The sequence below is a fragment of the Stenotrophomonas sp. STEN240 genome (genome assembly GCF_056756175.1).
Genome location: NZ_JBRRBO010000039.1, coordinates 15947 through 41071, shown reverse-complemented (window position 1 = coordinate 41071; position 25125 = coordinate 15947). Strand labels below are relative to the sequence as shown.

Annotated in this window: 27 protein-coding genes; 12 read left to right on the top strand and 15 right to left on the bottom strand. The window is 64.7% G+C overall.

Going from position 1 to position 25125, the window contains the following annotated elements; genetic code table 11:
* Nucleotides 1-122 precede the first annotated feature (122 nt).
* Complete coding sequence (locus ACVOKO_RS15110) at nt 123-911, bottom strand: GntR family transcriptional regulator (RefSeq protein ID WP_346499713.1); 789 nt, start codon at nt 909-911, stop codon at nt 123-125.
* 56 nt (nt 912-967) lie between these two features.
* On the opposite strand from ACVOKO_RS15110, the gene ACVOKO_RS15105 reads away from it, so the two are divergent.
* From ACVOKO_RS15105 to ACVOKO_RS15090, 4 genes are read left to right on the top strand one after another with little or no spacing between them, the layout of a single operon-like run.
* Nucleotides 968-1747, top strand: coding sequence for an enoyl-CoA hydratase/isomerase family protein (locus ACVOKO_RS15105; protein WP_346499712.1), 780 nt, complete (start codon nt 968-970; stop codon nt 1745-1747).
* Between the two features lie 7 nt (nt 1748-1754).
* On the top strand, nt 1755-2087 hold the full coding sequence (locus ACVOKO_RS15100) for a DUF1330 domain-containing protein (RefSeq protein ID WP_346499711.1): 333 nt from the start codon (nt 1755-1757) through the stop codon (nt 2085-2087).
* Nucleotides 2084-3127, top strand: coding sequence for a nitrilase-related carbon-nitrogen hydrolase (locus ACVOKO_RS15095; RefSeq protein ID WP_346499710.1), 1044 nt, complete (start codon nt 2084-2086; stop codon nt 3125-3127). Before ACVOKO_RS15100 ends, ACVOKO_RS15095 begins: the two co-directional genes overlap by 4 nt.
* Nucleotides 3120-4538 (top strand): aldehyde dehydrogenase family protein, encoded by a 1419-nt coding sequence (locus ACVOKO_RS15090; RefSeq protein ID WP_346499709.1) that lies wholly within the window; start codon nt 3120-3122, stop codon nt 4536-4538. Before ACVOKO_RS15095 ends, ACVOKO_RS15090 begins: the two co-directional genes overlap by 8 nt.
* Before the next feature lie 9 nt (nt 4539-4547).
* Here the strand turns inward: ACVOKO_RS15090 and ACVOKO_RS15085 are convergent, their stop codons facing one another.
* The 7 genes from ACVOKO_RS15085 to ACVOKO_RS15055 all read right to left on the bottom strand — a co-directional run bounded on the left by ACVOKO_RS15085 (nt 4548) and on the right by ACVOKO_RS15055 (nt 9638).
* The gene (locus ACVOKO_RS15085) at nt 4548-4865 is read right to left on the bottom strand and encodes a hypothetical protein (RefSeq protein ID WP_346499708.1); all 318 of its coding nucleotides are present in this window, start codon (nt 4863-4865) and stop codon (nt 4548-4550) included.
* 54 nt (nt 4866-4919) lie between these two features.
* Entirely contained in the window at nt 4920-6503 is a 1584-nt protein-coding gene (locus ACVOKO_RS15080; RefSeq protein ID WP_346499707.1) for an FAD-binding oxidoreductase, read from the bottom strand.
* Nucleotides 6500-7162 carry a hypothetical protein gene (locus tag ACVOKO_RS15075; RefSeq protein WP_346499706.1) on the bottom strand — a complete coding sequence of 221 codons (663 nt, stop codon included), beginning with the start codon at nt 7160-7162 and terminating at the stop codon, nt 6500-6502. The genes ACVOKO_RS15080 and ACVOKO_RS15075 overlap by 4 nt, the downstream gene beginning before the upstream one ends.
* Before the next feature lies 1 nt (nt 7163).
* Complete coding sequence (locus tag ACVOKO_RS15070; protein WP_346499705.1) at nt 7164-7883, bottom strand: DUF3108 domain-containing protein; 720 nt, start codon at nt 7881-7883, stop codon at nt 7164-7166.
* A complete protein-coding gene (locus ACVOKO_RS15065; protein ID WP_346499704.1) occupies nt 7880-8371 on the bottom strand; it encodes a VOC family protein in 492 nt (163 codons plus the stop codon). The genes ACVOKO_RS15070 and ACVOKO_RS15065 overlap by 4 nt, the downstream gene beginning before the upstream one ends.
* Before the next feature lie 70 nt (nt 8372-8441).
* On the bottom strand, nt 8442-8897 hold the full coding sequence (locus ACVOKO_RS15060) for a c-type cytochrome (protein WP_346499703.1): 456 nt from the start codon (nt 8895-8897) through the stop codon (nt 8442-8444).
* Nucleotides 8898-8915: 18 nt separating this feature from the next.
* Nucleotides 8916-9638, bottom strand: a complete 723-nt coding sequence (locus ACVOKO_RS15055) for a hypothetical protein (protein WP_346499702.1) — start codon at nt 9636-9638, stop codon at nt 8916-8918.
* 159 nt (nt 9639-9797) lie between these two features.
* On the opposite strand from ACVOKO_RS15055, the gene ACVOKO_RS15050 reads away from it, so the two are divergent.
* Together ACVOKO_RS15050 and ACVOKO_RS15045 are read left to right on the top strand one after the other, a co-directional pair.
* A complete protein-coding gene (locus tag ACVOKO_RS15050; RefSeq protein WP_346499701.1) occupies nt 9798-11720 on the top strand; it encodes an alpha/beta hydrolase family protein in 1923 nt (640 codons plus the stop codon).
* A 126-nt stretch (nt 11721-11846) separates the two neighbouring features.
* On the top strand, nt 11847-12623 hold the full coding sequence (locus ACVOKO_RS15045; protein WP_346499700.1) for a glucose 1-dehydrogenase: 777 nt from the start codon (nt 11847-11849) through the stop codon (nt 12621-12623).
* 8 nt (nt 12624-12631) lie between these two features.
* On the opposite strand, the gene ACVOKO_RS15040 is transcribed toward ACVOKO_RS15045, so the two are convergent.
* The 7 genes from ACVOKO_RS15040 to ACVOKO_RS15010 all read right to left on the bottom strand — a co-directional run bounded on the left by ACVOKO_RS15040 (nt 12632) and on the right by ACVOKO_RS15010 (nt 20189).
* Entirely contained in the window at nt 12632-13027 is a 396-nt protein-coding gene (locus ACVOKO_RS15040; RefSeq protein ID WP_346499699.1) for a c-type cytochrome, read from the bottom strand.
* Nucleotides 13028-13740: 713 nt separating this feature from the next.
* A complete protein-coding gene (gene prpB / locus ACVOKO_RS15035) occupies nt 13741-14625 on the bottom strand; it encodes a methylisocitrate lyase (protein WP_057629153.1) in 885 nt (294 codons plus the stop codon).
* Nucleotides 14626-14653: 28 nt separating this feature from the next.
* Nucleotides 14654-16333, bottom strand: a complete 1680-nt coding sequence (locus ACVOKO_RS15030) for an electron transfer flavoprotein-ubiquinone oxidoreductase (RefSeq protein WP_346499698.1) — start codon at nt 16331-16333, stop codon at nt 14654-14656.
* 63 nt (nt 16334-16396) lie between these two features.
* Entirely contained in the window at nt 16397-17317 is a 921-nt protein-coding gene (locus ACVOKO_RS15025; RefSeq protein ID WP_346499697.1) for a polysaccharide deacetylase family protein, read from the bottom strand.
* On the bottom strand, nt 17314-18249 hold the full coding sequence (locus ACVOKO_RS15020) for a polysaccharide deacetylase family protein (protein WP_346499696.1): 936 nt from the start codon (nt 18247-18249) through the stop codon (nt 17314-17316). Before ACVOKO_RS15020 ends, ACVOKO_RS15025 begins: the two co-directional genes overlap by 4 nt.
* Nucleotides 18246-18920 carry an isochorismatase family protein gene (locus tag ACVOKO_RS15015; RefSeq protein ID WP_062171132.1) on the bottom strand — a complete coding sequence of 225 codons (675 nt, stop codon included), beginning with the start codon at nt 18918-18920 and terminating at the stop codon, nt 18246-18248. The genes ACVOKO_RS15020 and ACVOKO_RS15015 overlap by 4 nt, the downstream gene beginning before the upstream one ends.
* A gap of 30 nt (nt 18921-18950) precedes the next feature.
* Nucleotides 18951-20189 (bottom strand): MFS transporter, encoded by a 1239-nt coding sequence (locus tag ACVOKO_RS15010; protein ID WP_346499695.1) that lies wholly within the window; start codon nt 20187-20189, stop codon nt 18951-18953.
* 135 nt (nt 20190-20324) lie between these two features.
* On the opposite strand from ACVOKO_RS15010, the gene ACVOKO_RS15005 reads away from it, so the two are divergent.
* The 6 genes from ACVOKO_RS15005 (at nt 20325) to ACVOKO_RS14980 (ending at nt 25115) form a co-directional block, all read left to right on the top strand.
* Nucleotides 20325-20633, top strand: coding sequence for an REDY-like protein HapK (locus ACVOKO_RS15005; RefSeq protein ID WP_057629148.1), 309 nt, complete (start codon nt 20325-20327; stop codon nt 20631-20633).
* 20 nt (nt 20634-20653) lie between these two features.
* Nucleotides 20654-21496, top strand: a complete 843-nt coding sequence (locus ACVOKO_RS15000; protein ID WP_346499694.1) for an SDR family NAD(P)-dependent oxidoreductase — start codon at nt 20654-20656, stop codon at nt 21494-21496.
* Between the two features lie 112 nt (nt 21497-21608).
* Entirely contained in the window at nt 21609-22475 is an 867-nt protein-coding gene (locus tag ACVOKO_RS14995) for a polysaccharide deacetylase family protein (RefSeq protein WP_346499693.1), read from the top strand.
* 8 nt (nt 22476-22483) lie between these two features.
* Complete coding sequence (locus tag ACVOKO_RS14990) at nt 22484-23326, top strand: HpcH/HpaI aldolase/citrate lyase family protein (RefSeq protein WP_346499692.1); 843 nt, start codon at nt 22484-22486, stop codon at nt 23324-23326.
* 90 nt (nt 23327-23416) lie between these two features.
* Nucleotides 23417-23935, top strand: coding sequence for a MaoC family dehydratase (locus ACVOKO_RS14985; RefSeq protein ID WP_062171143.1), 519 nt, complete (start codon nt 23417-23419; stop codon nt 23933-23935).
* A 10-nt stretch (nt 23936-23945) separates the two neighbouring features.
* Nucleotides 23946-25115 (top strand): acyl-CoA dehydrogenase family protein, encoded by a 1170-nt coding sequence (locus ACVOKO_RS14980; RefSeq protein ID WP_346499691.1) that lies wholly within the window; start codon nt 23946-23948, stop codon nt 25113-25115.
* Nucleotides 25116-25125 lie beyond the last annotated feature (10 nt).

The following is a 25125-nucleotide window of genomic DNA, read 5'->3' as shown; positions in this document are numbered from 1 at the left end:
CTCAGCTCCCCCGGTGCCTGTCGGTCGGCGCGCCTTCTCGCCCCCCCCCCCCCCCCCCCCCCCCACTACATGGGTATCGCCCCATGCCGAGCATGGCTCGGCACTACATGGCCTGCCTGCCTTCAGTCGTGGCCGCCGGCATCCACATCCAGCGTCATCTGGTAGGTGAACTGATCCGGCCGGTATTGCACGCTCAGCAGGTCGACCATGTTGCCGTCGCCGTCATAGGAGCGGCGCTCCAGCGCCAGCAGGGCGGTGCCTGGCTCCACCTTCAGGTGCAGGGCGGCAATCGCATCGGCGTTGACCGCCGACAAAACCTGCTCCACCTGCTTGATCTGGATGCCGGCGGCCTGGAACAGCTTCAGCCGTGAGCTGTTGGCCAGCTTGGCTTCGTTGAAGTCCGGGTGATCGGTATTGGTCCAGCTGTTGTAGTAGCCGAACGGGGTGTCGCCGCGCAGGCGCAGGCGGATGGCGTGCACCAGCACATCGCGCGGGCCGGTATCGAACAAGGCCCGGATCGGCTCCGGTGGTACCGCACGGCGGAACTGCAGCAGCTGCACCTTGGTGTGCTCGGCCAGCACTTCCAGGCTCTCCAGCAGCCCGGTCAGCGGGCTGTGCATGGGCTTGGGGCGCGAGCGGTGGATGACGTGGGTGCCCTTGCCGCGACGGCGCTCCACCAGGCCCTCAGCGGCCAGCTCGTCCAGCGCCCGCTTGGCGGTGATGCGCGACACGCCAAAGCCGTCGGCCAGGTCGAATTCGGTAGGAATACGTGCGCCGCGCGGGATCTCGCCATTGAGGATGCGGTCGCGCAGCAGGCTGAACATCTGGTGGTAAAGCGGCGTCGGCAAGTCGTTACGCAGCAGCTTGTGCGCGTTGGCACTCAATAGTGTGGCCAGTGTGTCTTGGGACATCTCGCTTCACCCTCCTTTGGCTTAATGCTATAACGATAGAACAAATAGGATAGGCCATGGTCACTGAAGAAGCCGTGATTTGCTGGAGCCGTGACGGCGCGCTCGCCCGCATCGACATCCAACGACCCGACAAGCGCAACGCCCTGGCCACCCGCCACTGGGCCGCGATCGAAACCGCACTGGATGCCATTGCCGCCAGTGACGCCCAGATCGTGGTGGTGTCGGGCGTGCCGGGGGCGTTCAGTGCCGGCGCCGATATCGACGAACTCGGTCAGCTGCTCACCGCTCCGGCCGCCTTTGCCGCCAACAACGCCCAGGTGCAACGCACCCAGCTCAAACTGCAACGCCTGCCGCAGACCACGCTGGCCGTCATCGACGGTGCCTGCGTGGGCGGCGGCCTTGGCCTGGCCCTGGCCTGCGACCTGCGGCTGGCGAGCAGCCGCAGCCGCTTCGCTATCACCCCAGCCAAGCTCGGCTTAGTTTACAGCGCCGATGACAGTCGCCGGCTGGTCAACACGGTTGGCATGGCCCGCGCCCGCGAAATGCTGCTCACCGGCCGCCTGCTCGACGCCGCCACCGCGCTGGAGTGGGGGCTGATCAACCAGCTGGCGGGCGAGGAGGGCATCGACGTACTGCAACAGGCACAGGTACAGCAGTTGCTGGCCACCTCCGGCCAGGCCCGGCGCGCGATCAAGACCGTGCTCGGCCACCTGGGTGGCGACGCCAGCATCTCCCTGGCACAGGCCGATGCGGGCTTCACCGATGCCTTCAGCAGCAGTGACTTTGTCGAAGGCGCTGCCGCCTTCCTGCAAAAACGCGCCCCGCGCTTCAGCTGAGCCCGCCATGTCCGCCTATCTGATCATCGAAGCGCATATCACCGACCCGCAGGGCTTTGCCGCCTACGCCTGCGCAACCCCGGACGTCGCTGCCCGCTACGGCGGCCAGTACCTGGTGATGGGCGGCGCGCAGCAGAGTCTGGAAGGCGAACACGCCCCGGCCCGCACCGTGATCTCGCACTGGCCGGACCGCGCCGCCGCGCTGGCGTTCTGGCACAGCCCCGAATATGCCGCGATCAAACCGCTGCGCGCCGGTACCGGCACGTTCCGCGTGCTGCTGGCCGACGGCGTGCAGATCCAGCTCCTCCCCGACACCGCAACCGAAGGTAAGGTTCCATGATCGATGCTTATCGTGCGTTGGCGCTGCAGACCACCTGTCGCGCCATCAACAGCTGCACCACGCCGGAAGACGCGGCTGCCGCCGTGGCCGACAATATCGAACGTGTCGGCCGCCAGATCCGCGCCTCCAAGGCCTTCATCGGCGCCGACCTGAAGTTGGTGGTGCTGCCGGAATACTTCGCCACCAGCTATCCGCTGGGCGACACCATTCCGGGTTGGGCGGCCAAGGGCTGCTTCGCGATGGACGGCGCCGAGTACGAACAACTGGGCCGCATCGCCCAGGACAACGGCGTTTACCTGTGCTCCAACGCCTACGAGCGTGACCCCAACTTCCCCGGGCTGTACTTCCAGTCCTCGGTGATCCTGGACGACAGCGGCAACCAGATCCTGCGCTACCGCCGGCTGATCTCCCTGTACGCGCCGAGCCCGCACGATGTCTGGGACAAGTACCTGGATGTCTATGGCGTGGATGGCGTGTTCCCGGTGGCACGCACGCCGATCGGGCGCTTGTCGTGCATCGCCTCCGAAGAAATCCTCTACCCGGAAATCGCGCGCGCGATGGGCCTGCGTGGTGCCGAGGTGTTCCTGCATTCCACCAGCGAAGTCGGCAGCCCGGAACTGACCCCGAAGGACATCGCCAAGCGCGCCCGCGCGCTGGAGAACATGGCCTATGTGGTCTCGGCCAATACGGCGGGTATCAGTGGCGTGGACATTCCCCTGGGCAGCGCCGATGGCATGAGCAAGATCGTCGACGACCAGGGCCGCGTATTGTCGGCCGCCGGCACCGGTGAATCGATGGCGGCCTATGCCGACCTGGATATCGCCGGGCTGCGCCGTCGCCGCCTGCGCCCGGGCATGGGCAATTTCCTGTCGCGTCTGCCGCAGGCCGCGATCACTGCCGGCCTCGGCAGCACCGCGTTGAAACCCAATGCGCTGCTCGACGGCGACACGCTGAAGATTCCGCAGCGGGCGGATTTCGCCGCCCGCCAGAAAGCCACCCTTGATGCACTGCTGAGCGCTGGAGTTCTGGGCAATGACTGAAGCCACAACGCTGCCACTGCGCAACCCGCGCACCGGCCAATCTGACGGCGAACTGCCGATCACCGCAGCCGCCGACGTCGCCGCGCTGGGTGCTCGCCTGCGCCAGGCGCAGCTGGGCTGGGCCGAACGCAGCATCGAGGAGCGCTGCGCGCATTTGAATGCCCTGGCCGATGCCTTGGTGGCGCGCCGCGACGGTTTTCTTGATGCCTTGCTGGCTGATACCGGCCGCTGGCATGAATCGCAGATTGAAGTGGACGGCACGGTGGGTGCGATCCGCCGCTGGGCGCAGCAGGCTGCCGCCTGTCTGCTGGAAAAGCCCGCGCAACAGGAAGCCATCCCCTTCATCCAGAGCCAGCAGACCTGGGTGCCTTACGCCGTGGTCGGCGTGATCAGCCCATGGAACTTCCCACTGATGCTGACACTGATCGATGCGGTGCCGGCACTGGCTGCTGGTTGCAGCATCTTGGCCAAGCCCAGCGAAGTCACCTCGCGCTTCGTGCCCTTGCTGCGCGATGCGCTGGAAGAAGCGGGGCTGGGCGAGGTATTCAAGCTGGTCACCGGCGCCGGTGCCACCGGCCAGGCGGTGATCGAGGCCAGCGACCAGATCTGCTTCACCGGTTCGGTCGCCACCGGCCGTAAGGTGGGTGAAGCCTGCGCGCGCCGTTTCATTCCGGCCTCGCTGGAACTGGGCGGCAAGGACCCGGCGCTGGTGTTGTCCGATGCCAATATCGACCATGCCGCGCGCGCACTGGCGTGGGGCAGCTTCGTCAACGGCGGCCAGAGCTGCATGTCGATCGAGCGCGTCTACGTCGAAGCGCCGGTGGCCGATGCCTTCATCGCTGCATTGGTGAAAGAAACCGCCGCGCTGGAACTGGCGTGGCCAGACCCGAAGCAGGGCCAGATCGGCCCGGTGATTGCCGCATCGCAGGTGGAGCTGGTGCGCGGCCAGTTGGCCGATGCCAAGGCCAAGGGCGCGCGTGCGCTGACCGGTGGCGAGCTGATCGACCATGGCGGCATCTGGTGCCCGCCGACCGTGCTCGTCGATGTGACCGACGAGATGGCCGTGGTCGCCGATGAAAGCTTTGCCAGCGTATTGCCGGTGATGGTGGTGGCCGACGAGGCCGAGGCCATTGCCCGCGCCAACAACACCGAGTTCGGCCTGTCCGCAGCGGTGTTCACGCAGAGCCCGGAGCGCGCGCAACGCGTTGCGCGTCAGCTGCAGGCCGGTGGCATCTCGATCAACGACGCATGTTTGACCGGCATGGTGCAGACCGCTGAAAAGCAGAGCTTCAAGTTGTCCGGCATGGGGGGCTCGCGCATGGGCACCGCCTCGATCCGGCGCTTCGTGCGTGCGCGTGCCTTGCTGATCAATACCGGCAGCGCATCGCCATGGTGGTTCCCGGCAGCGTGACGCGCTGCCTCAGCACACCAGCACGAACTGGCTGAGGAAGATACCGAAGCCCAGCATCCACAGCGCCAGCATCGCCGGGATGCTGGCGATGCGCAGCAACCAGCGTGGGCGTCGCTGCGCATGGCGGGTGGCGCGGAAGATCAACAGCATCAAGACCACGCCGCCGATCACGAACAGCGCGAATATCGCCCAGCCCAGCAGCCAGAACGCGGTGGATTTTTCGCCGAATTCCTGCGGGCACTGGGTCATGGCCATGGCCAGCGGCGAGGCCAGGTAAAGGGCGACGGCGAACAGCGGCCGGGACAATCCCGGTGGAGCAAATGGCATGTGGACGATTCCCCGAATGGATGCGTCAGGCCTTGATCCTGCCACAACTTGCGTTCAGAGCCCCAATACGCCCGGATTCATGCGCCGCTGTGGATCCAGCAAATGCTTGATGTCATGCAACAGGCGCGCAGGCGGCGCCTCCAGTTCGGACAGGAAGGGGTAGGTGCGGCCAATCTGGTTGGATGCACCGCCCATCTGCGCGAACAAGGCGCAGGTCTGCTGCCGCAACTGCGCGACCAGGGCGCGCGCGTCCGGGTTGTCCGGCCCCGCTGTGAGCATCTGCAAGCGTGCCGGTGGCAGTGCGGCAGCATGCAATGGCTGCCAGCTGTCCTGCCAATGAAACACCGCTTCGAAACTGAAGCTGTAGTTGCACAGCGCCGAGCAGAGATAGGTCACCCGCACACCGCATCGTTCGATGGCCGCGCTGTGTGCTGCTATCAGTTGCTGATGTGCGTGGATCAAGGCCGGTGCGCGTGAATGCGCCACCTTCACATTCAATGCGGCCCAGCGGCTGCCGTTGGCACCCAGCACCGCATCGAGGCCGGGGAAGGGATCGGCGCGGGCAATGCGCGGCACGGTCGCAGCGATGTCGATGCCGCCGTGCTGGTGCGCCAGCGCCTGCGCGCAGGCCAGATCATGTGCGACTGCGGCTGCACAGTTGCCCGCCGCCACCAGGTGCAGGCTGAAGGCATTGTCGGGAACCAGCTGGCGCCCGGCCTTCGCCATGCCGGCCAGCGCCCTGCACTTGCCGCGCAGGCCCGATGCGCTGCCGAGCACCTGCCGCAGCGCCCGCAATGCAGCGCGCAGGCTGCGGTCACGCTCGGCATTGGCCGCCACCGCACCGGCATCGAGCACATAGGCCTCCTCGGCCAGGCCGGCGCGGGCAACCGCTGACAATGCCCGCGCAGCAGCCTCGAAATCAGCGAAAGCAAATGAGGCGTAGCCACTGTGTGCGGGCAGCGGAATCAAACGGAATGCAGCGCGGGTCTTGATGCCGAAGGCGCCACCGTCGTGCATGAACAAGCCGGTCGTGTCGGGGCCGAAATTGCGGAATACCGGCTCCGCATCCGCCTTCAACGCCCATTGCCCGGTGCGCAGCAGCGTGCCATCGGCGGTAACTACTTCAACGCCGAGCACGTTGTCGGCGGCGGAACCGTAACGCGCGCTGCCGAAGAACAGCGCGCCATGGCTGAGACCACCGCCGACGCTGGCAGCCGCACCGGAAAACGTACCGAAGTAGGGCAGACGCAAGCCCAGCGGAGTGAGTGCGTCATACAGCTGCTTCCAGCTCACGCCTGCCTGTGCCACCACATACATGTCTTCTGCGCTGATGTGCTCGATGCGATTCAATGCCGACAGATCGACCAGCACGCTACCGCTGTCTTCGCATAGATAGCCGCCGGTATAACTCAGGCCGCCGCCACGCGGGACAACCGACAGGCCGGCAGCGGTGATCCGCGCGACCGCCTGCGCCAGCGACGCGCTGTCACAGGGGCGGATCACCGCCAATGGCAGCGGCCCGCTGCTGTACAGATCACCGGCCATCAGCTGCAGGGTGGCGGCATCGCACAACACGGCGTCCTCACCCAGCATGGCGCGCAGATCAGCCAGCAGCGTGGCGTTGTCATCCACGCTCATGTCGGCTTGAACACGCTGACAACGACGATGGCGGCGATGAACAGCCACAGCACGCCCAGCACCGAAGTTGCCTTCACGTAAGTGCGGCGAATGATGGCGTTGGTGGCATCGGTCGGGCCTTCCTGTGCCATCACTTTCCAGGTCCGGAAATGACTGATCAGCGCAAGACGGATGCCGACGCCCGATGCCATCACGCCGGCGTACAGCGCCAGCTTCAGGCGCAGCCACAGTGGCATCTCCCAGCTGCCGCCGAGCAGGCCGGTGGCCAGCGCCACCATCAGCGCCATGAAGACGTAGCGCGAGCCGCGGTCAATCGCGCCAAGGGTGGCACCGATGCGGCTATGGCGCAGCCGATGTACCGCTTCGACAAACGCCAGCCACAGCACGCAAAGAACGCCGGCGATGCTGGCGGTGGTTTCAGCGCCGGGGATCAGGCCATACAGCGCGGCCAGCGCGAAGCCCAAGCCTGCCTGCAGCACCAGCGCATAGCGCACGTGCTGGTCCACGTGCATCACGTGCTCCATCAGCCGGTTGCGCTCGGCGAAGGGGATGTTGCTGCCGTAGGAGACATAGCGGTAAGTGCTGTTGATCACCAGCTCCGAGCCCAGCCAATAGCCGAGCACGGTGATATGCGCCACCAGCAGGATCTGCAGCAGCACCTCAGTGCTCCACCACGGTGTAATTGCTCAGTTCGTAAGCGGTCTGCATGTAACCGGTGACGGTGGCGCGCAGCACGATGTAGTGCTCGTCGGCGGTCACCCACAGATCGTAGTCGGGGTGTTCTTCCGGCATGCCGACATCGAGGATGCGGAAGTGGCGGGCCTTGAAGCGGCCGGCGATCACCTCGATCTCCTCTTCGCCCACGTACTCGATGGCCAGCTGCACCGGGAAGATCATCGGCCCGGTGGCGCCACGATGATCTGGCGAGGACAGCAGCATGAAGAAGCTCTGCTTGCCCGGCCCCTGCGACAGGTCATACAAGGACATCGCATAGGCATCGTTGATGATGGCGTGGTTGCCGAAGGCCAGAAGCGGTGACTGCAATGGAAAGCGCTGCGAAACCCGGCCTTCGACCGTGGTGTTGGATTCGCACTGCGCCTCGGTCGGGCCGAAGGTGAACCAGCCCGAGCCACGGAACTGGCCGCCGACGGCAATGCGCACGAAGCACTCACGCGGCAGGTTGTCCGCATCCACGCGCAGGTTGACGTCGCGTACCACCGGCGGTGCATCGTCGATCTCGCAATGTGCGGCCAGCACCCGCGAACCATCGCGGTGCACATCAAGCTGGAAGTTCTCGCGGCCGCGTTCGGCGCCCTGGCGGTGGCTCTGGTTGCTGGTGTACTGGATGGTGCCGCTGATGGAACGGGCGATGCCGGTCATGCCATGGTCTCCTCGGGAAGCGGGTCGATCTGCAGGATGCTCACCGGCACGTTGTCCGGGTCGTAGACGATCATTTCGCGGTACAGGCCGGCCGGCGACCGCGCGCTGGCCACGCGCTTGGGGTAGGCCAGCGGCGGCGTCAGGAAGCGATGGCCGGCGGCGCTGAGCGCGGCGTGCAGGGCGTCGAAGTGATCGGTGGACAGCACCAGCGCGCTCTGCCCATGCGCTGGTTTGCCCAGTGGCGGGCTGAGCGCCGCAAGCGGTGTCTGGCTGATTTCGAACAGACCGACGATGACCGGTGCATCCGCGTCGGCCGCCAGCAGGGCGATGCGCATGCGGCAGGCGGGCAGTTGCAGCAGGCCGCCTGCCATCGCGCCTTCCAGGGTCTTTTCCTCGACAACCACCAGGCCCAGTGCATCGCGATAGAACCCGAGCGATGCATCCAGATCACGGCAGAACACGGTGAAGCGTTCGAACTGAAGTTTCATGCCACTCCTCGTTGCTGCGCAGGGCAGCAACGGCAGCGGTGTCCGCAGCCGCACTGCCACGGAGAGAGAATCAGGGGGCCGAGAGGTACTCGATCAGTGCCTGTCGACGTGCCGGGTCCGGCACCGCGATGGCCATGCGGGTGCCGGGTACCCGCTTCGTTGGCGCGCTCAGATAGGCGTCAAGTTGCTTGGCATCCCAGGTGATGTCGCTGGCCTTCAACGCCGGCGAATAGTCGAAACCGGGGTTGCTGCCGGCCTTGCGACCGATCAGGTTGTGCAGGTTGGGCCCCATGCCCTGATGCGCACCGGCATCGCGGCTGTGGCAGGCCGCACACATGGCGAAGGCCTGTTCACCGCTGATTGCCGGGGCCGCTGGCGTGGCTTCTACCGCAACAACGGCGGGCGCGGCCGACACAACCGCGTCGCCTGCAGCGGTGGGCGGCGTGGCAGCCATCGAGGGCGGTTCGGCCGGCTTGCTGCAACCCACCGCAAGCAGGGCGGCGACGACTATCAACAAAGAGCGCATGACAAATCCTGTTGGGGGTCAGAAAGGCTTGACCACGCCGAGGAAGGCGGTGGCCAGCAACATCAGGTAGACCAGCCACACCCAGATCCGGGTGCGGTTCATGGTGCGCAGCAGCGGCAGTTCGGTGGCATCGCTGCTGCCTTGCTTGAGCAGGGCGCCGAGCTGCGCGCCGACCGGCTTGAAGCTGACGTCGATCATGATGGCGGCAGCGAATATCACGCCGAACATCAGCGCCTTGCTGGCCAACCAGGTGGGCGCCAGCGGCGCGCCCTGCAGCAGCGAGGCCAGGCCCAGCCACAGGTAGAACAGCGCCAGCAGCCAGCGCAGTACCGATTCGATGCGGCGCGCGCGTGCCGCACGCGGGGTCTGGTCGTGGCGATGCGCATCCCACACCAGCCACAACCAGAAGCCACCGATCAGCCAGGCCAGCAGCAGCGCCCAGCCCGGCAGCGTCCAGTAGCCGCCAACATGCACCACGCTCAGGCTGACTGGCACCATCAGTGCCCATGCACTGCGCGGCACCATGTCCACTTCCACCAGCAGCTTCAGCAGTGCGATGCGCTGCTCGAGCGAATAGGCGTGGCGACGACGGAAGTGCTGGCCGAGCAGGAACACGCCGACATCGGCGCCCAGCCACAGCACGAACAGCAGCAGGTGCATGAACACCAGGATTGGATACTGCAGTGCAGCCACGTCCCGTCCTTCGCCCGCATGGCGGGTGCCTTCAATTTGTCCGGACAAACAAATATCAGAATGGGCGCGGGAAGAAAAGCTGCAAGGTCACATGACGCGCATTGGGCTCAGTTGTCGGCGAGCGGAGACGCAACTGTTTGGATCTTCTAGCCGGCCGGGAAATGACATAGGCTCCGATTCAGAATTCTGACCGTTGGGGAGCGCGTCATGGGGAATGCGGGGAAGTGGCTGTTCTGTTCCGTGCTGATGTTGGCAAGTCTGGCCTGGCCGGCAGCCGCACAGCAGGTGCCGGTGGAGGCCTTCGCCAAGGCCAGCCCGTTCACGATGCCAACGCTGTCGCCCGGCGGCGAATACCTGGCGGTGGCGACCGATTTCGGTGAGGGCAACCATGCGGTGCAGATACTGCGGCTGAGCGACATGCAGCGCACCGCGGTGCTGCGGCTGCCGCGGTACCAGAGTCCGTTCCAGCTTGGCTGGGTGAGCGATAAACGCCTGGTGGTGGCCAAGGGCCGCAAACTGGGTTCGCTGGAAAAGCCAATACCGTTGGGCGAGATCCTCGCCAGCGATTTCGACGGACAGAACCAGCGTTATATCTACGGCTATGAACAGCAGAACGCCGCTGCCGGCCTGGATCGTGGTTTCGGCTTTATCGACGGCATTGCCGACAGCAACGATGGCCGCTTCTATATGCGCCAACTGCAGCGCAATCCCACCTCATCGATGCTGTACCTGGTGGATACACAGCGGCCCACCTTCAAGCTGATCGCCAGCATCAACGTGCCCGACCTGGAGTTCGTCATCGACCGTGCCGGCGTGGCGCGCTATGCCTGGGGCGCGGACAAGCAGGACAACTACCTGCTGTATGCGTCGGTGGACGGCCGCCAATGGCAGCCGATGAAGTTGCCGTACAAGTGGACGCCGCTGGCGTTCTCGGCCGACAACCAGCGTGTGTACGGGCAGCTTGCGCGTAATGATGGGCCGGCCCAGCTTGTCTCCACTGATCTGACCGGTGCAGATCCGGACGTGCTGGCCAGCGATGCGTTCAGCAGTGTCGGCCGCCTGCAATGGACGCATGCACCGGCGATTCCGTTCGCCGCCGCACCGCTGGCTGGGCGCCCTGTGCTGAGCTACTTTGATCCTGGCCGGCCTGATGCGCAGCTGCACCAGGCATTGGCCGGATTGCTGCCGGAACAGCAAGTGAGTTTCGTCGACAGCAGCCGCGACGGGCAGACCCTGCTGGTGCACCTGGGCAGTGACCGCGACCCCGGCAGTTGGTCGATCTTCCGCCGCTCCAGCAACAAGCTGGAAAAGGTGCTGATCGCCAATGAGGGAATAGATGCGGCGTTGATGGCTGAGCGGCGCCCGCTGCGCTTCAAGGCCAGCGACGGCATGGAGCTGGAAGCGATACTGACGGTGCCACGCAACAGCGAAGGCCGCGCCTTGCCAACCGTGGTATTGCCGCATGGCGGCCCGCATGGGGTGCGCGACGGTTGGTTCTACGATACCGATGCACAATTCCTGGCCAATCGCGGCTACCTGGTGGTGCAGGTCAACTACCGTGGCAGCGGCGGCCGTGGCGATGCCTTTGAGCGTTCCGGTTACCTGCAGTGGGGAACGCGCATCCAGCAGGACATCATTGATGGGCTGGATCAAGCGGTGGCACTTGGCCTGGCGGATACGAACCGTGTCTGCAGTTATGGCGCCAGCTTTGGCGCGTACTCGGCAATGATGCTGGCCGCGCGGCAGCCAACGCGGTTCCGTTGCGCGGTAGGCTTGGCTGGCGTTTACGATCTGAAGATGATGTACAACAAGGGTGATATCGCCGACTACGCCTACGGCCGCAATTACCTGCGGCGGGCAATCGGCAACAGTGATGCAGAGCTTGTCGCCAACTCGCCTGCGGCCTTGGCCGCGAGCATCCAGATACCGGTATTCCTTGCCCATGGCGAACGCGACGAGCGTACGCCGATCGCCCAGGCCAATGCGATGCGTGCCGCACTGGTCGCCGCCGGCCGGCCGCCGCAGTGGATGGCCGTTGCCGGCGAAGGCCATGGGTTCTACAACGACGACAACAGTGCAGCGTTCTATCGTGCGTTGGAAGGTTTTCTTGCCAGGAACATCGGCGAGTGACGTGACCGTCGGCGCCGCCTGAAGGCAGCGTCCGCGGCACCAAAAACACAGGGCGCTAACCTTGCTGTACGGGCTTGTGTGTATCGTGGCGGGACGAATGAATCGCCAGGAACGGAGCACACAGCCATGATCCCGCAAGCGCATTTCGACCTGAGTGGAAAAGTCGCCATCGTCACCGGTGGCGGCAATGGCATAGGCCGCGCAAGTTCACTGATGTTGGCCGCCTATGGTGCGGCCGTGGCCATCGCCGACCTGAAGCTGGCGGCGGCCGAGAAAGTGGCGGCGGAGATCGTCGCCGCCGGCGGCAAGGCGCTGGCGCTGGAATGCAATGTGCTCAAGGATGAAGACCTGGTGCGCACGGTCGAGCGCACCGCCAATGAACTGGGTGGCATCCACATCCTGGTGAACAATGCCGGTGGCGGTGGTGCCGGCCGTGAGAGTCCGTACAAGATCAACCTGGAGCAGTTCGAGCGGCCCTTCCAGATCAATGTGTTCAGCGCCTGGCGCTTGTCGCAGCTGTGCGCGCCGCACATGGAGAAGGGTGGCTACGGTTCGATCATCAACATGTCGTCGATGAGTTCGATCAACAAAAGCCCAGCAATCAGCGCGTATGCCGCGTCCAAGGCGGCGATCAACCACATGACCGCGAACCTGGCGCATGACTATGGCCCGGCCGGCATCCGGGTCAATGCGGTAGGGCCGGGTGCGGTGCGTACCGATGCGCTGGCGACCGTGCTCACGCCGGAAATCGAGCAGCGGATGCTGTCGCATACGCCGATCAAACGCCTGGGTGAAGCGGACGACATCGCCGGTGCGGTGCTGTACTTTGCCGCGCCGATATCCAACTGGGTCAGCGGCCAGACTTTGTTCGTCAATGGCGGTGGCGTGCAGACGCTGGATTGATGCCCGGCTTAGTCGGGTAGCGAGGACAGGTATTCGATCACCGCCTGGCGGCGTGCCGGGTCGGCGGTGGCATTGACCATCTTGCTGCCGGGCACCTGCTTGGCCGGTGATTTGATGAAGGCATCCAATGTCTGCGCATCCCAGACGATGCCGCTGGCTTTCATCGCTGCAGAGTAGTTGTAGCCCGGCGCGGTGCCGGCCTTGCGGCCGATCACGCCGTGCAGATTGGGGCCGACGCGATGGCCGAGCTCGGCGCGGGTGTCGTGGCAGCCGGCGCAGATGGCGAAGGCGCGTTGCAGTTCGCGCTGGTGCGGGTCGGCGCTGGCGCTGTGGTTGAAGGCGTCGCGCTGGCCGCAGGCGGTGAGTGCCAGGCAGACAAGGGCGATCAAGAGCGGACGGGACATTGCTGACTCATTGCGTTGGCGGCCGTGGTTGTACGGCGCTGGCAATGATGGCGGGTGTTGGGAGGGGAAAGCAAAGGCAGAAGCAGAAGCCCCCTCATCCGCCCTTCGGGCACCTTCTCCCGCAAGCGGGAGAAGGGAGACTTCATGCATTTTCGGGTCTGTCGAAAAAAGCCAGAAGCAGAAGCCAGAAGCAGAAGCCGGAAGCAGAAGCCGGAAGCAGAAGCCGGAAGCAGAAGCCGGAAGCAGAAGCCGGAAGCAGAAGCCGGAAGCAGAAGCCCCCTCATCCGCCCTTCGGGCACCTTCTCCCGCAAGCGGGAGAAGGGAGGCTTCATGCATTTTCGGGTCTGCCGATAAAAGCCAGAAGCAAAAGCCAGAAGCAAAAGCCAGAAGCAAAAGCCAGAAGCAAAAGCCAGAAGCAAAAGCCAGAAGCAAAAGCCAGAAGCAAAAGCCTCTCACCTGTTGCGGGTTGAGCTTGTCGCGTTCAGGGGCCGGAATGCTTCAATACTTTGATGAAGGTGTGGGTCTTCGGCTCCGGGAAAAGCTAGCGGAGTACGCCGAAGTCAGTAATGCCAGCCCATGCAAATCCGAGCCGAAGTAATCCCCTCTCCCGTTTACGGGAGAGGGGTAGGGGTGAGGGCAGCTTTTAAGCCTCTGTCCTTCAGGACTTTCAAGCTTTAAAGCTTTAAAGCCTCAACGCACCCAGCCCAACACCCTCACTTCTTCGCAGCAAGCGTCTTATCCAGACTCTGCTCAAACGTGTGATAGCCGATCCGCTCATACAGCTCCTCACGGGTCTGCATGGTCTCCACCACATTGCGCTGGTGGCCATCTCGCCGGATCGCGGTGTACACGTTCTCCGCCGCCTTGTTCATCGCGCGGAACGCTGACAGCGGGTAGATGCACATCGCCACGCCCACCGAACCCAGCTCCTCGGTGGAGAACAATGGCGTCTGCCCGAACTCGGTCAGGTTGGCCAGCACCGGCACCTTCACCGCGTCGACAAAACGCTTGTAGGTTTCAAGGTCATACGAAGCTTCGGCGAAGATGCCGTCAGCGCCGGCTTCCACGCAGGCCAGCGAGCGCTCGATCGCCGCATCCACACCTTCCATCTGGATGGCGTCGGTACGTGCGATCAGGAAGAAATCCGGGTCGGTCTTGGCATCGGCCGCGGCCTTTACCCGGTCCACCATCTCGCCCAGCGACACGATTTCCTTGTTCGGGCGATGGCCGCAACGCTTGGCGCCAACCTGGTCTTCGATATGGCAGGCCGCCGCACCGGCCTTGATCAGCGACTTCACCGTGCGCGCGATGTTGAACGCGCTCGGGCCGAAACCGGTGTCGATGTCCGACAGCAGCGGCAGGTCGCAGACGTCGGTGATGCGGCGGATGTCGGTGAGCACGTCGTCCATGGTGTTGATGCCCAGGTCCGGCAGGCCCAGCGAGCCGGCGGCGACGCCGCCACCGGACAGGTAGACCGCACGGAAACCCGCCCGCTTGGCCAGCAACGCGTGGTTGGCGTTGATGGCGCCCGGGATCTGCAGCGGGCTCTCTTCCTTCAGCGCCGCGCGGAAGCGGGCACCTGGACTGACAATGCTCATCGAAACTCCTGTGGTTGGTTGGCGATGCTTACATCGCCGGGTAGTTCGGACCGCCGCCGCCCTGTGGGGTTACCCACACGATGTTCTGGGTCGGGTCCTTGATGTCGCAGGTCTTGCAGTGCACGCAGTTCTGCGCGTTGATCTGCAGGCGGGTGTCGCTGCCTTCACCGACGAATTCGTATACGCCGGCCGGGCAGTAACGCGCTTCCGGGCCGGCATAGGTGGCCAGGTTGACCTTCACCGGAATGCTGGCGTCCTTCAGCGTCAGATGGCTGGGCTGGTCTTCCTCGTGGTTGGTCGAGGACAGGAACACCGAGCTCAAGCGATCGAACGTCAGCACGTTGTCCGGCTTGGGATAGACGATCTTGGGCTGGCTGGCAGCCGGCTCCAGGCACTCGTGGTCGGCCTTGGTCCGGTGGATGGTCCACGGTGCATTGCGGATGCCCAGCTTGGGCAGCAGCCACTGCTCGATGCCGGTCATCAACGTGGCCAGGGTGCGGCCCTTCTTGAACCACTGCTTGAAGTTCTTGGACTGCAGCAGCTCGGTCTTGAGCCAGCTGTTCTCGAAGGCTTCCGGATAGGCGCTCAGCTCATCGCGCGAGCGGCCGGCGGCCAGCGCATCGAACGCGGCCTCGGCGGCCAGCATGCCGGTCTTGATCGCGGCGTGGCTGCCCTTGATGCGGCTGACGTTGAGGTAGCCGGCTTCGCAGCCGACCAGCGCGCCGCCGGGGAACACCGTCTTGGGCAGCGACAGGATGCCGCCGGCGGTGATCGCACGTGCGCCATAAGCAATGCGCTTGCCGCCTTCCAGGTGCTTGCGGATGGCCGGGTGGGTCTTGAAGCGCTGGAACTCCTCGAACGGGCTCAGCCACGGGTTCTTGTAGTCCAGGCCGACCACATAGCCGATCGACACCTTGCCGCCGTCGGCGTGGTACAGGAAGGCGCCGCCGTAGGTGTCGTTGTCCAGCGGCCAGCCAGCGGCGTGCACCACCAGGCCCGGCTCGTGCTTGGCCGGGTCGATCTGCCACAGCTCCTTGATGCCGATGCCGTAGGACTGCGGGTCCTTGCCGGCGTCGAGCTTGAACTTGCTGATCAGCTGGCGGCCGAGGTGGCCACGCGAGCCTTCGGCGAAGATCGTGTACTTGGCATGCAGTTCCATGCCGCGCTCGTAGTTCGGGCCCGGCGTGCCGTCCTTGTGGATGCCCATGTCGCCGGTGGCCACGCCCATCACCGCGCCGTTCTCGTCGTACAGCACTTCGGCGGCGGCAAAGCCCGGGAAGATCGACACTTCCATCGCCTCGGCCTGCTGCGCCAGCCAACGGCTCACTTCGCCCAGGCTGACGATGTAGTTGCCGTCGTTGTGGAAGCACTCCGGCAGCAGCGCGTGCGGGGTGGCCTTGGCCTTGGTTTCGTCCAGGAACAGGAACTCGTCGCGGGTGACGGCCTGCTTCAGCGGCGCACCGCGTTCCTTCCAATCCGGGAACAGCTCATTGAGCGCGCGCGGGTCCATGATCGCGCCGGACAGGATGTGCGCGCCCGGCTCGGAGCCTTTTTCCAATACGCACACCGACAGCTCCTGGCCCTTCTCCACGGCCAGCTGGCGCAGGCGGATGGCGGTGGCCAGGCCGGCAGGGCCGGCGCCGACGATGACGACGTCAAATTCCATCGCTTCGCGCGGCGGCAGGGCGGTGTTGGCTTCAGTGTTCATGCAAGGGCTCTTGGGTAAAGGCCGGCGCGTTTGTGGCGACGACGGTTGCCTGGAACCGCCGCCTCAACGTGAGGCGGCGATGATCTGCGAAGGCGCAGCGTTCCAGATCAGCCCTGCGCGGTCGGCCAGGTGGGCGAACACGCGTTCCAGGTGCTTGATGCGGTGCGGCTGCCCCATCACCCACGGATGGATGTTGAGCGCGAGCAGGCGACCCTGTCCGGTGCGCTGCGCCTCCTCAAGCAGGAAATCGCAGGCATCGACCATCTGGTCCGCATACTCGGCCTCGGCATGCAGATTTTCGCCGACGATGAAGCGATCTTCCAATTCCAGTGACAACGGCAGGGCGGTGAGCGGCCCGTTGGCGGTCTGGAACGGGTACGGCAGCTCATCGTTGATCCAGTCGCCAAACCATTGCAGGCCAGCCTGTTGCAGCAGTTCCGGGGTGTTCTGCGACTGTGAGCGGGCCGGCGACAACCAGCCCTGGATGGGGGTGTCCGAATACGGGGCCAGCGCGGCCAAACTGCGCTGGATGTATTCAGCTTCGCGCGCCGGGTCCAGCCCGCCGTAGTGCACGCTGTCCATGTTCCAGCCATGCGCCACCAGCTCGGCGCTGCGCGCCTTGAGCCGGCGCAGCAGGGCCGGGTAGCGTTCGGCCAGCTCGCCGTTGACCGCGGTGCTGGCACGCAGACCGTACTTTTCCAGCGCGTCCAGTACGCGGAACACGCCGACCCGGTTGCCGTAATCGCGCAGGGTGTAATGGCGCAGGTCCGGGTAGGGCATGACCATCGAGCCGTGCGGCTTGAAGCCCTCACCCTTGGGGTTGAGCGGGAAGTGCTCCAGGCTCAGGTTGATCCACACCGCCAGCGGCTTGTCGTCCGGCCAGCGCACGGGCGGGCGCTGCGCCAACATCGACCAGCTGTAGCGGTCGTGGTCCATGCCGTAGTGCAGATGCGGGTATTCCAGGAAGCTGCGATCCAGGCTCATGCCGCGTCCTCCGCGCTGATCGCCGCCATCGAGGCCAGCGCGTCGTCGTAGTGGTTGTCCAGGTAGTGCTGGGCGATCTCGCGGCCGGTGGCCTTCCACACCTTGTCGTGGCTGCAGATGTAGTCCATCGCGTCGTGGAACGCCGCCAGCCGGTGCGGGTGGCTCACCTGGTAGGCATGCAGCGGCACGCACATCACCGTGCCGGAGTTCTCGCCTTCGGCGTACAGGCGGTCGAAGGCGTCCTTGATCATCTGCCCGTAGCGGCGCGGTTCGATCTTGTTGGTGACGTAAACGATGGTGTCGTTGAGCTCCAGCGAGTACGGCACCGACACGAAGCGCTTGCCCGAGCGGGTCTTCACCGGCGTCGGCTGGTCGTCATGGAACAGGTCGCAGGTATACAGGCCGCCGGCTTCGGCAAACAGGTCGATGGTGGCGTCGGAATGTGACAGCGCCGGCGCCAGGTAGCCATCGCAGTGCTGGCCGGTGTGCTCGGCAATCAGCTCCATCGAGTGTTCGATCATCTCCCGCTCCTGCGCCTCGTCCATGCCGTAGGTGTAGCGGGTGTTGTAGATGCCGTGGCTGAAGAATTCCCAGTCGCGCTCGGCGGCCATCTGGATCACTTCCGGATGGTGCTTGAGCATGGCCGTGGACAGCGACACCGAGCCACGCAGGCCGTACTGGTCCATCACCCGCATCATCCGCTGGTGGCCGACGCGGTTGCCGTAGTCGCGGGTGCCGTAGCCCTGGATATCAGGCAACGGGCGCGGCCACGGCTTGCGCTGCGGGTTGGCCGGCGGCGCGTACTCGTAGAACTCGATGTTGGGCGCGATCCACAACGCCACGCGGGCACCGCCCGGCCACTGGATCTTCGGCCGGCCGTCGTAGGGCCAGTAATCGAACAGGCCCGGGTCGGACTTCGGCGCGCCGTTCATGCGCGCAATGCCTGCAGCTGGGCGGCCACGTGCTCAACCGATTCCACGTCGCCGTACTTGAGCATGATGTCGCTGAGGTTGGCGAAGTGCGGGATCTCGTGTTTGTCGGCCACGCATTCCTCAGGAACGATGCTGCGGTAGCCGCGCGACAGGCTGTCGATCACGCAGGCGCGGATGCAGCCGGAGGTGGAACCGCCGGTGATGATCAGCGTGTCGATTTTGTGGAAAGTCAGCAGCGACCACAGGTTGGTTTCGAAGAACGGGCTGGCCATGCGCTTGTGCATGACGATGTCGCCCGGCTGCACGTCGGCGCGCGGATCGAACTGGGCGCGCTCGGAGCCATGCTTGATGTTCTGCAGCGAGTCGGGCGTATTGGTGCGGGTGCCCCAGGTGCCGGCGTCTTCGCCCGATTCCAGATAGGCCACATACGTCCACACAACCGGCAGGCCGAGCGCGCGCACCTGCGCCGACAGCGCATTGATGTGCTCGATCTGGCGCGGGTCGGTTTCGTACGCGGTCTTGAACGCGGCCAGGTCGGTATAGGCGCGCTGCACATCGATGTTGACGATGGCCGGGCGTGCGCCGAAACCGAATTTGGCGCGGTTCGGGTTGGCCTTGACCTGCTCCCAGTACTGGCGGGCAGTGAGGTTGGACGTTTCCATCACGGGCATGGGGTCTCTCCGTTGCAGCAGTGGTTGGGGTCAGGCCTGGGTGGCGCGCGAACGTTCGTCGCGCACCAGCGTTGCGGCCAGCAGGGCCAGCCCGATCAGCACGCAGATCAGGCTGAAGGCGATGTGGTAGCTCTTGGTGATGTCGAAGATCTTGGCCGTCACCCAGATGCCCAGGCCGGCGGTGGTTGCATCGAGCAGGGTGATGGTGCCGAGGATCTTGCCGGCCGAGCTCAGGCCGAAGGCATTGACCGCCAGCAGCTGGATCATCGTGTACAGGCCGCCCCAGCCCAGCCCGAACAGGGCCAGCGAATACCAGATCAGGTCGGCGCGCAGGGTTGCCAGGATCACCGCACCCACCGCCATGATGGCCAGGTTGACCAGGAACACGCGTTTGGGCGGCAGCACGTCGGCAAGGAAACCGAATACGAACTTGCCCACCATCGCCAGGCCGAACATCAGGCCCAGGCCGTTGCCGGCGGTGGCCGGTTCAAAGCCGAGGTCGCGCATGTGCAGGAACAGGTTGGAGGCCACCGCCATGATCGAGAAGAAGGTGGTCATCGCCACGAACGCCAGCACCCAGAAGGTGCGCGTGCGCATGGCCTGCTGGTAGCTCAGGTCCGGCAGCGAGGCGGCAGCCGGCTTGCCTGCTGCCGCCTTGGCGGCCAGCGTGTCGGCGCCCCACGGCTGGATGCCGCCCGGGCGCGGGCTGCGCACCAGCAGGAAGGCAATCACCAGGAAGACCAGCGGAACGGCGGTCTCCCACAGCAGCGCGGCGCGCCAGTCCATGGTCTGCATCAGATGTACGCCGAGCTTCGGGAACACCATGCCGCCCAGGCTGGTGCCGACCAGGGCAATACCAATGGCGGTGCCGCGATGGGTGGCAAACCATTGCGAGACGAAGATCACCGCCACATTCAGGCCGGCGGCGACCAGCACCGCGGCAAAGCCGACGTGGATCCAGTACAGGTGGGCCAGCGAATGGATATGCGCATAGGCCGCATACAGCGCGGCCAGCAGGGCGATGCCGCCCAGGATCAGCTTGCGCGGGCCGACCTTGTCGATCAGCGCGCCCAGGAACGGTGCCATCCAGCCGGCCAGCACCAGGGTGATCAGGTCGCGCAGTTTGAGCTCGCTGCGGGTCCAGCCGAAGTCCTTGAGCAGGGATTCGTCAAAGGCGGTCAGGCCGGTCACGGTCAAGCCGTTGGAGACCAGCAGCACCAACATCCCCACCAGTGCCATCAACCACGGGAAATAACGCTTCATCTTCATCAAGCACCTCAAGAGTGGGTTACGGCAGGTAGATATGCCGGTGGGGGTTCGTCCCTGGCGTTGACCCGGGACGGATGGCATGCCTACACTTTGTCCGGACAAAGTGTGCCACAGTCTTTTACCTGGGAGGAAGCCATGCAAACCGTCATCGTCCTGTTCAACCTCAAGCCCGGCGTCAGCGCCGAGGAATACGAGGCCTGGGCCCGTGCCAGCGACCTGCCGGTGGTCAATGCGCTGCCGTCGGTGGAGAAGTTCGAGGTACTCAAGGCCAGCGGTCTGTTGATTGGTGAGGGCAGCTCGCCGTACGCGTACATCGAGCTGATACGTATCCCGGACATGGCGGCGTTTGGTGCCGACATGGCCGATGCGGCGGTTCAAGCCGGTGCGGCGCAGTTCCAGCAATACGCTGACAATCCGTTGTTCATCCTCACCAGCGCGCTGTAAGCGCACAAGGAACATTGGTCATGGCTCGTTTCCCCGAATTGCAGGGCAAGGTCGCACTCATCACCGGCGCCGGTCGCCGCGCCGGGCTGGGCGAGGGCATTGCCCGCCGCCTGCTGCAGGAAGGCTGCAAGGTGGTGCTGACCGACATCGGCCAGGTGCGTGGCGCGGAGATGCCGGTCACTGCCGTCGGTACCGACGAGGAGTTGGCCCAGGTGGCCGCCGAGCTGGCCGCCAGCACCGGTGGCGAGTGCGTGGCCATGGCGCTGGACGTGCTGGAAGAAGCGCAGGTGGAAGCGGTGGTCAAGGCCACGGTGGAACGCTTCGGCCGCCTCGACATCCTGGTCAACAACGCCGGCATCGGTTACCTGATGAAGTCGCTGGTCGACATCGATGCCAAGGAATGGGACGCGGTGCTGGGCGTGAACCTGCGCGGCGCCTTCCTGACCATCAAGCACGCCGGCCGGCAGATGATTGCCCAAGGCGGCGGGCGCATCGTCAACATCGCTTCGCAGGCCGCCAAGTCGGCATTCCCGCATGCAGCGGCGTATTGCTCGTCCAAGCACGGCCTGGTCGGCCTGACCCGGGTTGCGGCGCTGGAACTGGCTACGCATGGCATCAACGTCAATGCGGTGTGCCCGAACCATGTCACTACCGGTTTGGGCGCGTGGCAGAACGAATATTTCGCCGAGAAGCAGGGCAAGAGCGTGGAGCAATACCTGGCGGACATGCGTGCGCGCATTCCGGCCGGGCGTGCCGGTTTGCCTTCGGATACGGCGGCGGCTACGGCGTTTCTGTGCTCGGACGACGCGGTCTACATCACCGGTGAGGCGATCAATGTCTCTGGTGGCGAGGAAAACCACTGAAGCATTGCCGCGTCACTTCTAGCGCGTCGTTCCCGCCCGCGCGACGCACGGCATGAGAACAAAGCAGCACCGCAGTCCCCACCACGCACCCCATAAACGTAACGAGATTGCCATGTCCAAACCCGTCTACCAGTGGCCCAACAACGCACGCCTGGCCTTGTCGGTGGTCGTCAATGTCGAAGAGCTGTCCGAGTACAACGTCGGCCAGGGTGACAAGATCACCGAGCCGGTCGACGAGCTGCATGTGACCCTGTCCAAGCCGGTGCGCAACTACGGCAACGAATCCAATTACCGTTACGGCGTCAACGAAGGCCATGCGCGCGTTTCCGCGCTGCTGGACAAATACAACGTCACCAGCACCTATACCGCCGCTGCGGTATCGCTCGAGCGAGCGCCGGAAATCGCCGATTACCTGCGTGGCAGCCGCCATGAGGTCTGCTCGCACGGCCACCGCTGGATCCACCAGTTCCGCTTCAACGAAGAGCAGGAACGGCAGTTCATCCGCGATGCCGCCGACAGCATCGAAAAGACCACCGGCGTGCGCCCGGCGGGCTGGCTGTCGCGTTACCTGCACACCGCTTCAACCCGTCGCCTGCTGCAGGAAGAAGGTTTCCTGTACCACATGGACGACTACTCGGCCGATGCGCCGTTCTGGGGCGATGTCGACGGCAGCGACAAACCAATGATCGTGGTGCCGTACCAGCTGGACACCAACGACATGAAGATGTGGGTGGCCCCGTCCTACCTGCCCAAGGACTGGCTGGACTACGCCATCGACAGCTTCGACACCTTGTACGCCGAAGGCGAGCACAGCCCAAAGGTGATGTCGCTGGGCCTGCACCTGCGCATCATCGGCCGCCCGGGTCGCATCGGCGCGTTCGAGAAGTTCCTGCAGTACGTGGCGCAGAAGCCGGGCACCTGGTACGCAACGCGCCGCCAGATCGCTGAACACTTCGCTTCCCAGGTCGGTGCGGCGTGAGCGCATCGATGAACAACCCGCGCCGCTGCCTGCTGTTCGTGCCGGGCTCGCGCCCGGAGCGTTATTCCAAGGCCGTGGCCACCGGTGCCGACCAGGTCTGCATTGACCTGGAAGACGCGGTTGCCCCGGGCGACAAGGAAAGCGCGCGTGCCTCGCTGTTTGCCTTCCTCGCCGAACTGCCGCAGAGCCGCAGCGAGATCGGCCTGCGCATCAACCCGCTGTCCACCGAACTGGGCCAGGCAGATCTGAAGGCGCTCGCCGCTTCGGGCCTGAAGCCGGCCTTCGTCATGCTGCCCAAGGTCGAAACCGTGGCCGAACTGCAGCAGGCCGATGCCGCGCTGGCAGCAATCGACACCGCCTTCATCGCGCAGATCGAAACGCCGAAGGGCTTGCTGGATGCGCGCGCGCTGGCCATCGCCATTCCGCGCCTGCAGGCGCTTATGTTTGGTGGCTTCGACTACATCGTTGCGTTGCGTGGCCGCGCCAGCTGGGAGAGCTTCTTCCATCCGCGCGTGCAGCTGGCAACGATTGCCGCCGAAGCCGGCGTCGCCTGCATGGACGTGCCCTACCTGGACATCAAGGACGACGCTGGTCTGGTCAGCGAAACCGACCGCGTCATCGATCTTGGTTTCACCGCCAAAGCTGCAATCCATCCGGCCCAGGTCGATTCCATCCAGGCCCGTTACCTGCCCACCGCCGCCGAGTACGACCGTGCCCAACGCGTGGTCGCGGCACTTGCCGCCAGCGGCGGCGAAGCCATCCAGCTCGACGGCAAGCTGGTGGACCGCCCCATCGAAATCGCCGCCGAACGCGCCATCGCACTGGGTGCGCTTGGCGTGCGCGCCGGCTGACCTCACCGCTCCATTGAACACCTGATTCACGCCCCTCTTTGACCAAGCTGCGCCCAGCGCCAGCCCAACCCGTACCAAAAGGACATTGTCATGGTTCAGAACGTCAAGCAGATCTCCGAAAACCGCTTCCGCGAAACCTTTGGCCGCTACTACGAAGAGTTCAATGTCGGCGACATCTACGAGCACCGCCCCGGCCGCTCCATCACCGAGACCGACAACACCTGGTTCACCCTGCTGACGATGAACACCCATCCGATGCACTTCGACAAGGAGTACGCCAAGGCCTCGGAATTCGGCAAGGTCATCGTCTGCTCGCCGTTCACCGTGGCACTGATGGTCGGCATGAGCGTCACCGATGTCAGCCAGAAGGCCGTGGCCAACCTGGGTTGGAGCGACATCAAGATGACCCACCCGCTGTTTGTCGGCGACACCCTGGTGGCCGAGTCCAAGGTGCTGGACAAGCGCGAGTCCAAGTCGCGCCCGGGCGCCGGCATCGTCACCGTGCAGACCGAGGGTTTCAACCAGGACGGCAAGCTGATCTGCAGCTTCAGCCGGACCATGCTGATCGCCAAGCAGGGTCACTCGGTGGAAGACAAGGTCAACTACTGAGGACACGATGATGAGCACGGAACAGGAACAGCTGTGGGGCCCTGACGAAGAGCAGGCGTTGCTGGATTCGATCGATCATTGGGTCGAGAAGTCCGTTGCACCGATCGCCCAGGAATACGACCTCGAAGACAAGTACCCGCATCACCTCGTCGAGGAGATGAAGGATCTGGGACTGTTCGGTGCCACCATCTCGCCCGAGTACGGTGGCCTCGGCCTGCCGGCGCGCATCTACGCCAAGATCGTGATCAAGGTGTCGGCGGTATGGATGGCGCCGACCGGCATCTTCAACTCGCACCTGATCATGGCCGCGGCCATCGAGCGTTGCGGCACCGAAGAACAGAAGCGCAAGTACCTGCCGCGCATGGCTACCGGTGAGCTGCGTGGCGCGCTGGGCCTGACCGAGCCCAACGCCGGCACCGACCTGCAGGCGATCCGCAGTGTTGCCAAGCGCGAGGGTGACCATTACGTCATCAATGGCGCCAAGACCTGGATCACCAATTCCATGTACGGCGACATGGTGCTGCTGCTGGTCAAGACCGACCCGGAGGCGCAGCCGCGCCACAAGGGCATGACCATGTTCATCGCCGAGAAGGGCGAGGGCTTCATCGTTGCCAAGAAGATGAAGAAGTCCGGCTACCGCGCCATTGATACCTGCGAGCTGGTGTTCCAGGACTACAAGGTGCCGGCCGACTGCCTGCTCGGCGGTGTGGAAGGGCAGGGTTTCCAGCACGCTGTGGGTGGCCTGGAACTTGGCCGCATCAACGTGGCCGCACGCGGCTGCGGTATCGCCGAAGGCGCGCTGCGTTTGTCGGTGCGTTATGCGCAGGAGCGCATGACCTTCGGCAAGCCGATCGCCGAGCACCAGGCCATCCAGCTGAAGCTGGGCGAGATGGCGGCCAAGGTGGAGGCGTCCAAGCTGCTGATCGAGAGCGCGGCCAATGCCTATGACAAGGGCGAGCGTTGTGACATGGAAGCGGGCATGGCCAAGTACTTCGCTACCGAGACCGGCGCGTATTGTGCGCAGGAAGGCATGCGCATCTTTGGTGGTTACAGCTACTCGGTGGAATACGACATCGAGCGCTTCTACCGTGATGCGATGCTGATGTGCATTGGCGAAGGCACCAACGAAATGCAGCGCATCATCATCGCCAAGCAGCTGGTGGCAAGAAACAAGATCTGAAAGCCCAAGC

Coding starts and splice junctions, on each gene's coding strand:
- ACVOKO_RS15110 (WP_346499713.1), bottom strand. CDS start 911: ATGTCCCAAGACACACTGGCCACACTATTGAGTGCCAACGCGCACAAG.
- ACVOKO_RS15105 (WP_346499712.1), top strand. CDS start 968: ATGGTCACTGAAGAAGCCGTGATTTGCTGGAGCCGTGACGGCGCGCTC.
- ACVOKO_RS15100 (WP_346499711.1), top strand. CDS start 1,755: ATGTCCGCCTATCTGATCATCGAAGCGCATATCACCGACCCGCAGGGC.
- ACVOKO_RS15095 (WP_346499710.1), top strand. CDS start 2,084: ATGATCGATGCTTATCGTGCGTTGGCGCTGCAGACCACCTGTCGCGCC.
- ACVOKO_RS15090 (WP_346499709.1), top strand. CDS start 3,120: ATGACTGAAGCCACAACGCTGCCACTGCGCAACCCGCGCACCGGCCAA.
- ACVOKO_RS15085 (WP_346499708.1), bottom strand. CDS start 4,865: ATGCCATTTGCTCCACCGGGATTGTCCCGGCCGCTGTTCGCCGTCGCC.
- ACVOKO_RS15080 (WP_346499707.1), bottom strand. CDS start 6,503: ATGAGCGTGGATGACAACGCCACGCTGCTGGCTGATCTGCGCGCCATG.
- ACVOKO_RS15070 (WP_346499705.1), bottom strand. CDS start 7,883: ATGACCGGCATCGCCCGTTCCATCAGCGGCACCATCCAGTACACCAGC.
- ACVOKO_RS15065 (WP_346499704.1), bottom strand. CDS start 8,371: ATGAAACTTCAGTTCGAACGCTTCACCGTGTTCTGCCGTGATCTGGAT.
- ACVOKO_RS15060 (WP_346499703.1), bottom strand. CDS start 8,897: ATGCGCTCTTTGTTGATAGTCGTCGCCGCCCTGCTTGCGGTGGGTTGC.
- ACVOKO_RS15050 (WP_346499701.1), top strand. CDS start 9,798: ATGGGGAATGCGGGGAAGTGGCTGTTCTGTTCCGTGCTGATGTTGGCA.
- ACVOKO_RS15045 (WP_346499700.1), top strand. CDS start 11,847: ATGATCCCGCAAGCGCATTTCGACCTGAGTGGAAAAGTCGCCATCGTC.
- ACVOKO_RS15040 (WP_346499699.1), bottom strand. CDS start 13,027: ATGTCCCGTCCGCTCTTGATCGCCCTTGTCTGCCTGGCACTCACCGCC.
- prpB (WP_057629153.1), bottom strand. CDS start 14,625: ATGAGCATTGTCAGTCCAGGTGCCCGCTTCCGCGCGGCGCTGAAGGAA.
- ACVOKO_RS15030 (WP_346499698.1), bottom strand. CDS start 16,333: ATGAACACTGAAGCCAACACCGCCCTGCCGCCGCGCGAAGCGATGGAA.
- ACVOKO_RS15025 (WP_346499697.1), bottom strand. CDS start 17,317: ATGAGCCTGGATCGCAGCTTCCTGGAATACCCGCATCTGCACTACGGC.
- ACVOKO_RS15020 (WP_346499696.1), bottom strand. CDS start 18,249: ATGAACGGCGCGCCGAAGTCCGACCCGGGCCTGTTCGATTACTGGCCC.
- ACVOKO_RS15015 (WP_062171132.1), bottom strand. CDS start 18,920: ATGCCCGTGATGGAAACGTCCAACCTCACTGCCCGCCAGTACTGGGAG.
- ACVOKO_RS15010 (WP_346499695.1), bottom strand. CDS start 20,189: ATGAAGATGAAGCGTTATTTCCCGTGGTTGATGGCACTGGTGGGGATG.
- ACVOKO_RS15005 (WP_057629148.1), top strand. CDS start 20,325: ATGCAAACCGTCATCGTCCTGTTCAACCTCAAGCCCGGCGTCAGCGCC.
- ACVOKO_RS15000 (WP_346499694.1), top strand. CDS start 20,654: ATGGCTCGTTTCCCCGAATTGCAGGGCAAGGTCGCACTCATCACCGGC.
- ACVOKO_RS14995 (WP_346499693.1), top strand. CDS start 21,609: ATGTCCAAACCCGTCTACCAGTGGCCCAACAACGCACGCCTGGCCTTG.
- ACVOKO_RS14990 (WP_346499692.1), top strand. CDS start 22,484: ATGAACAACCCGCGCCGCTGCCTGCTGTTCGTGCCGGGCTCGCGCCCG.
- ACVOKO_RS14985 (WP_062171143.1), top strand. CDS start 23,417: ATGGTTCAGAACGTCAAGCAGATCTCCGAAAACCGCTTCCGCGAAACC.
- ACVOKO_RS14980 (WP_346499691.1), top strand. CDS start 23,946: ATGAGCACGGAACAGGAACAGCTGTGGGGCCCTGACGAAGAGCAGGCG.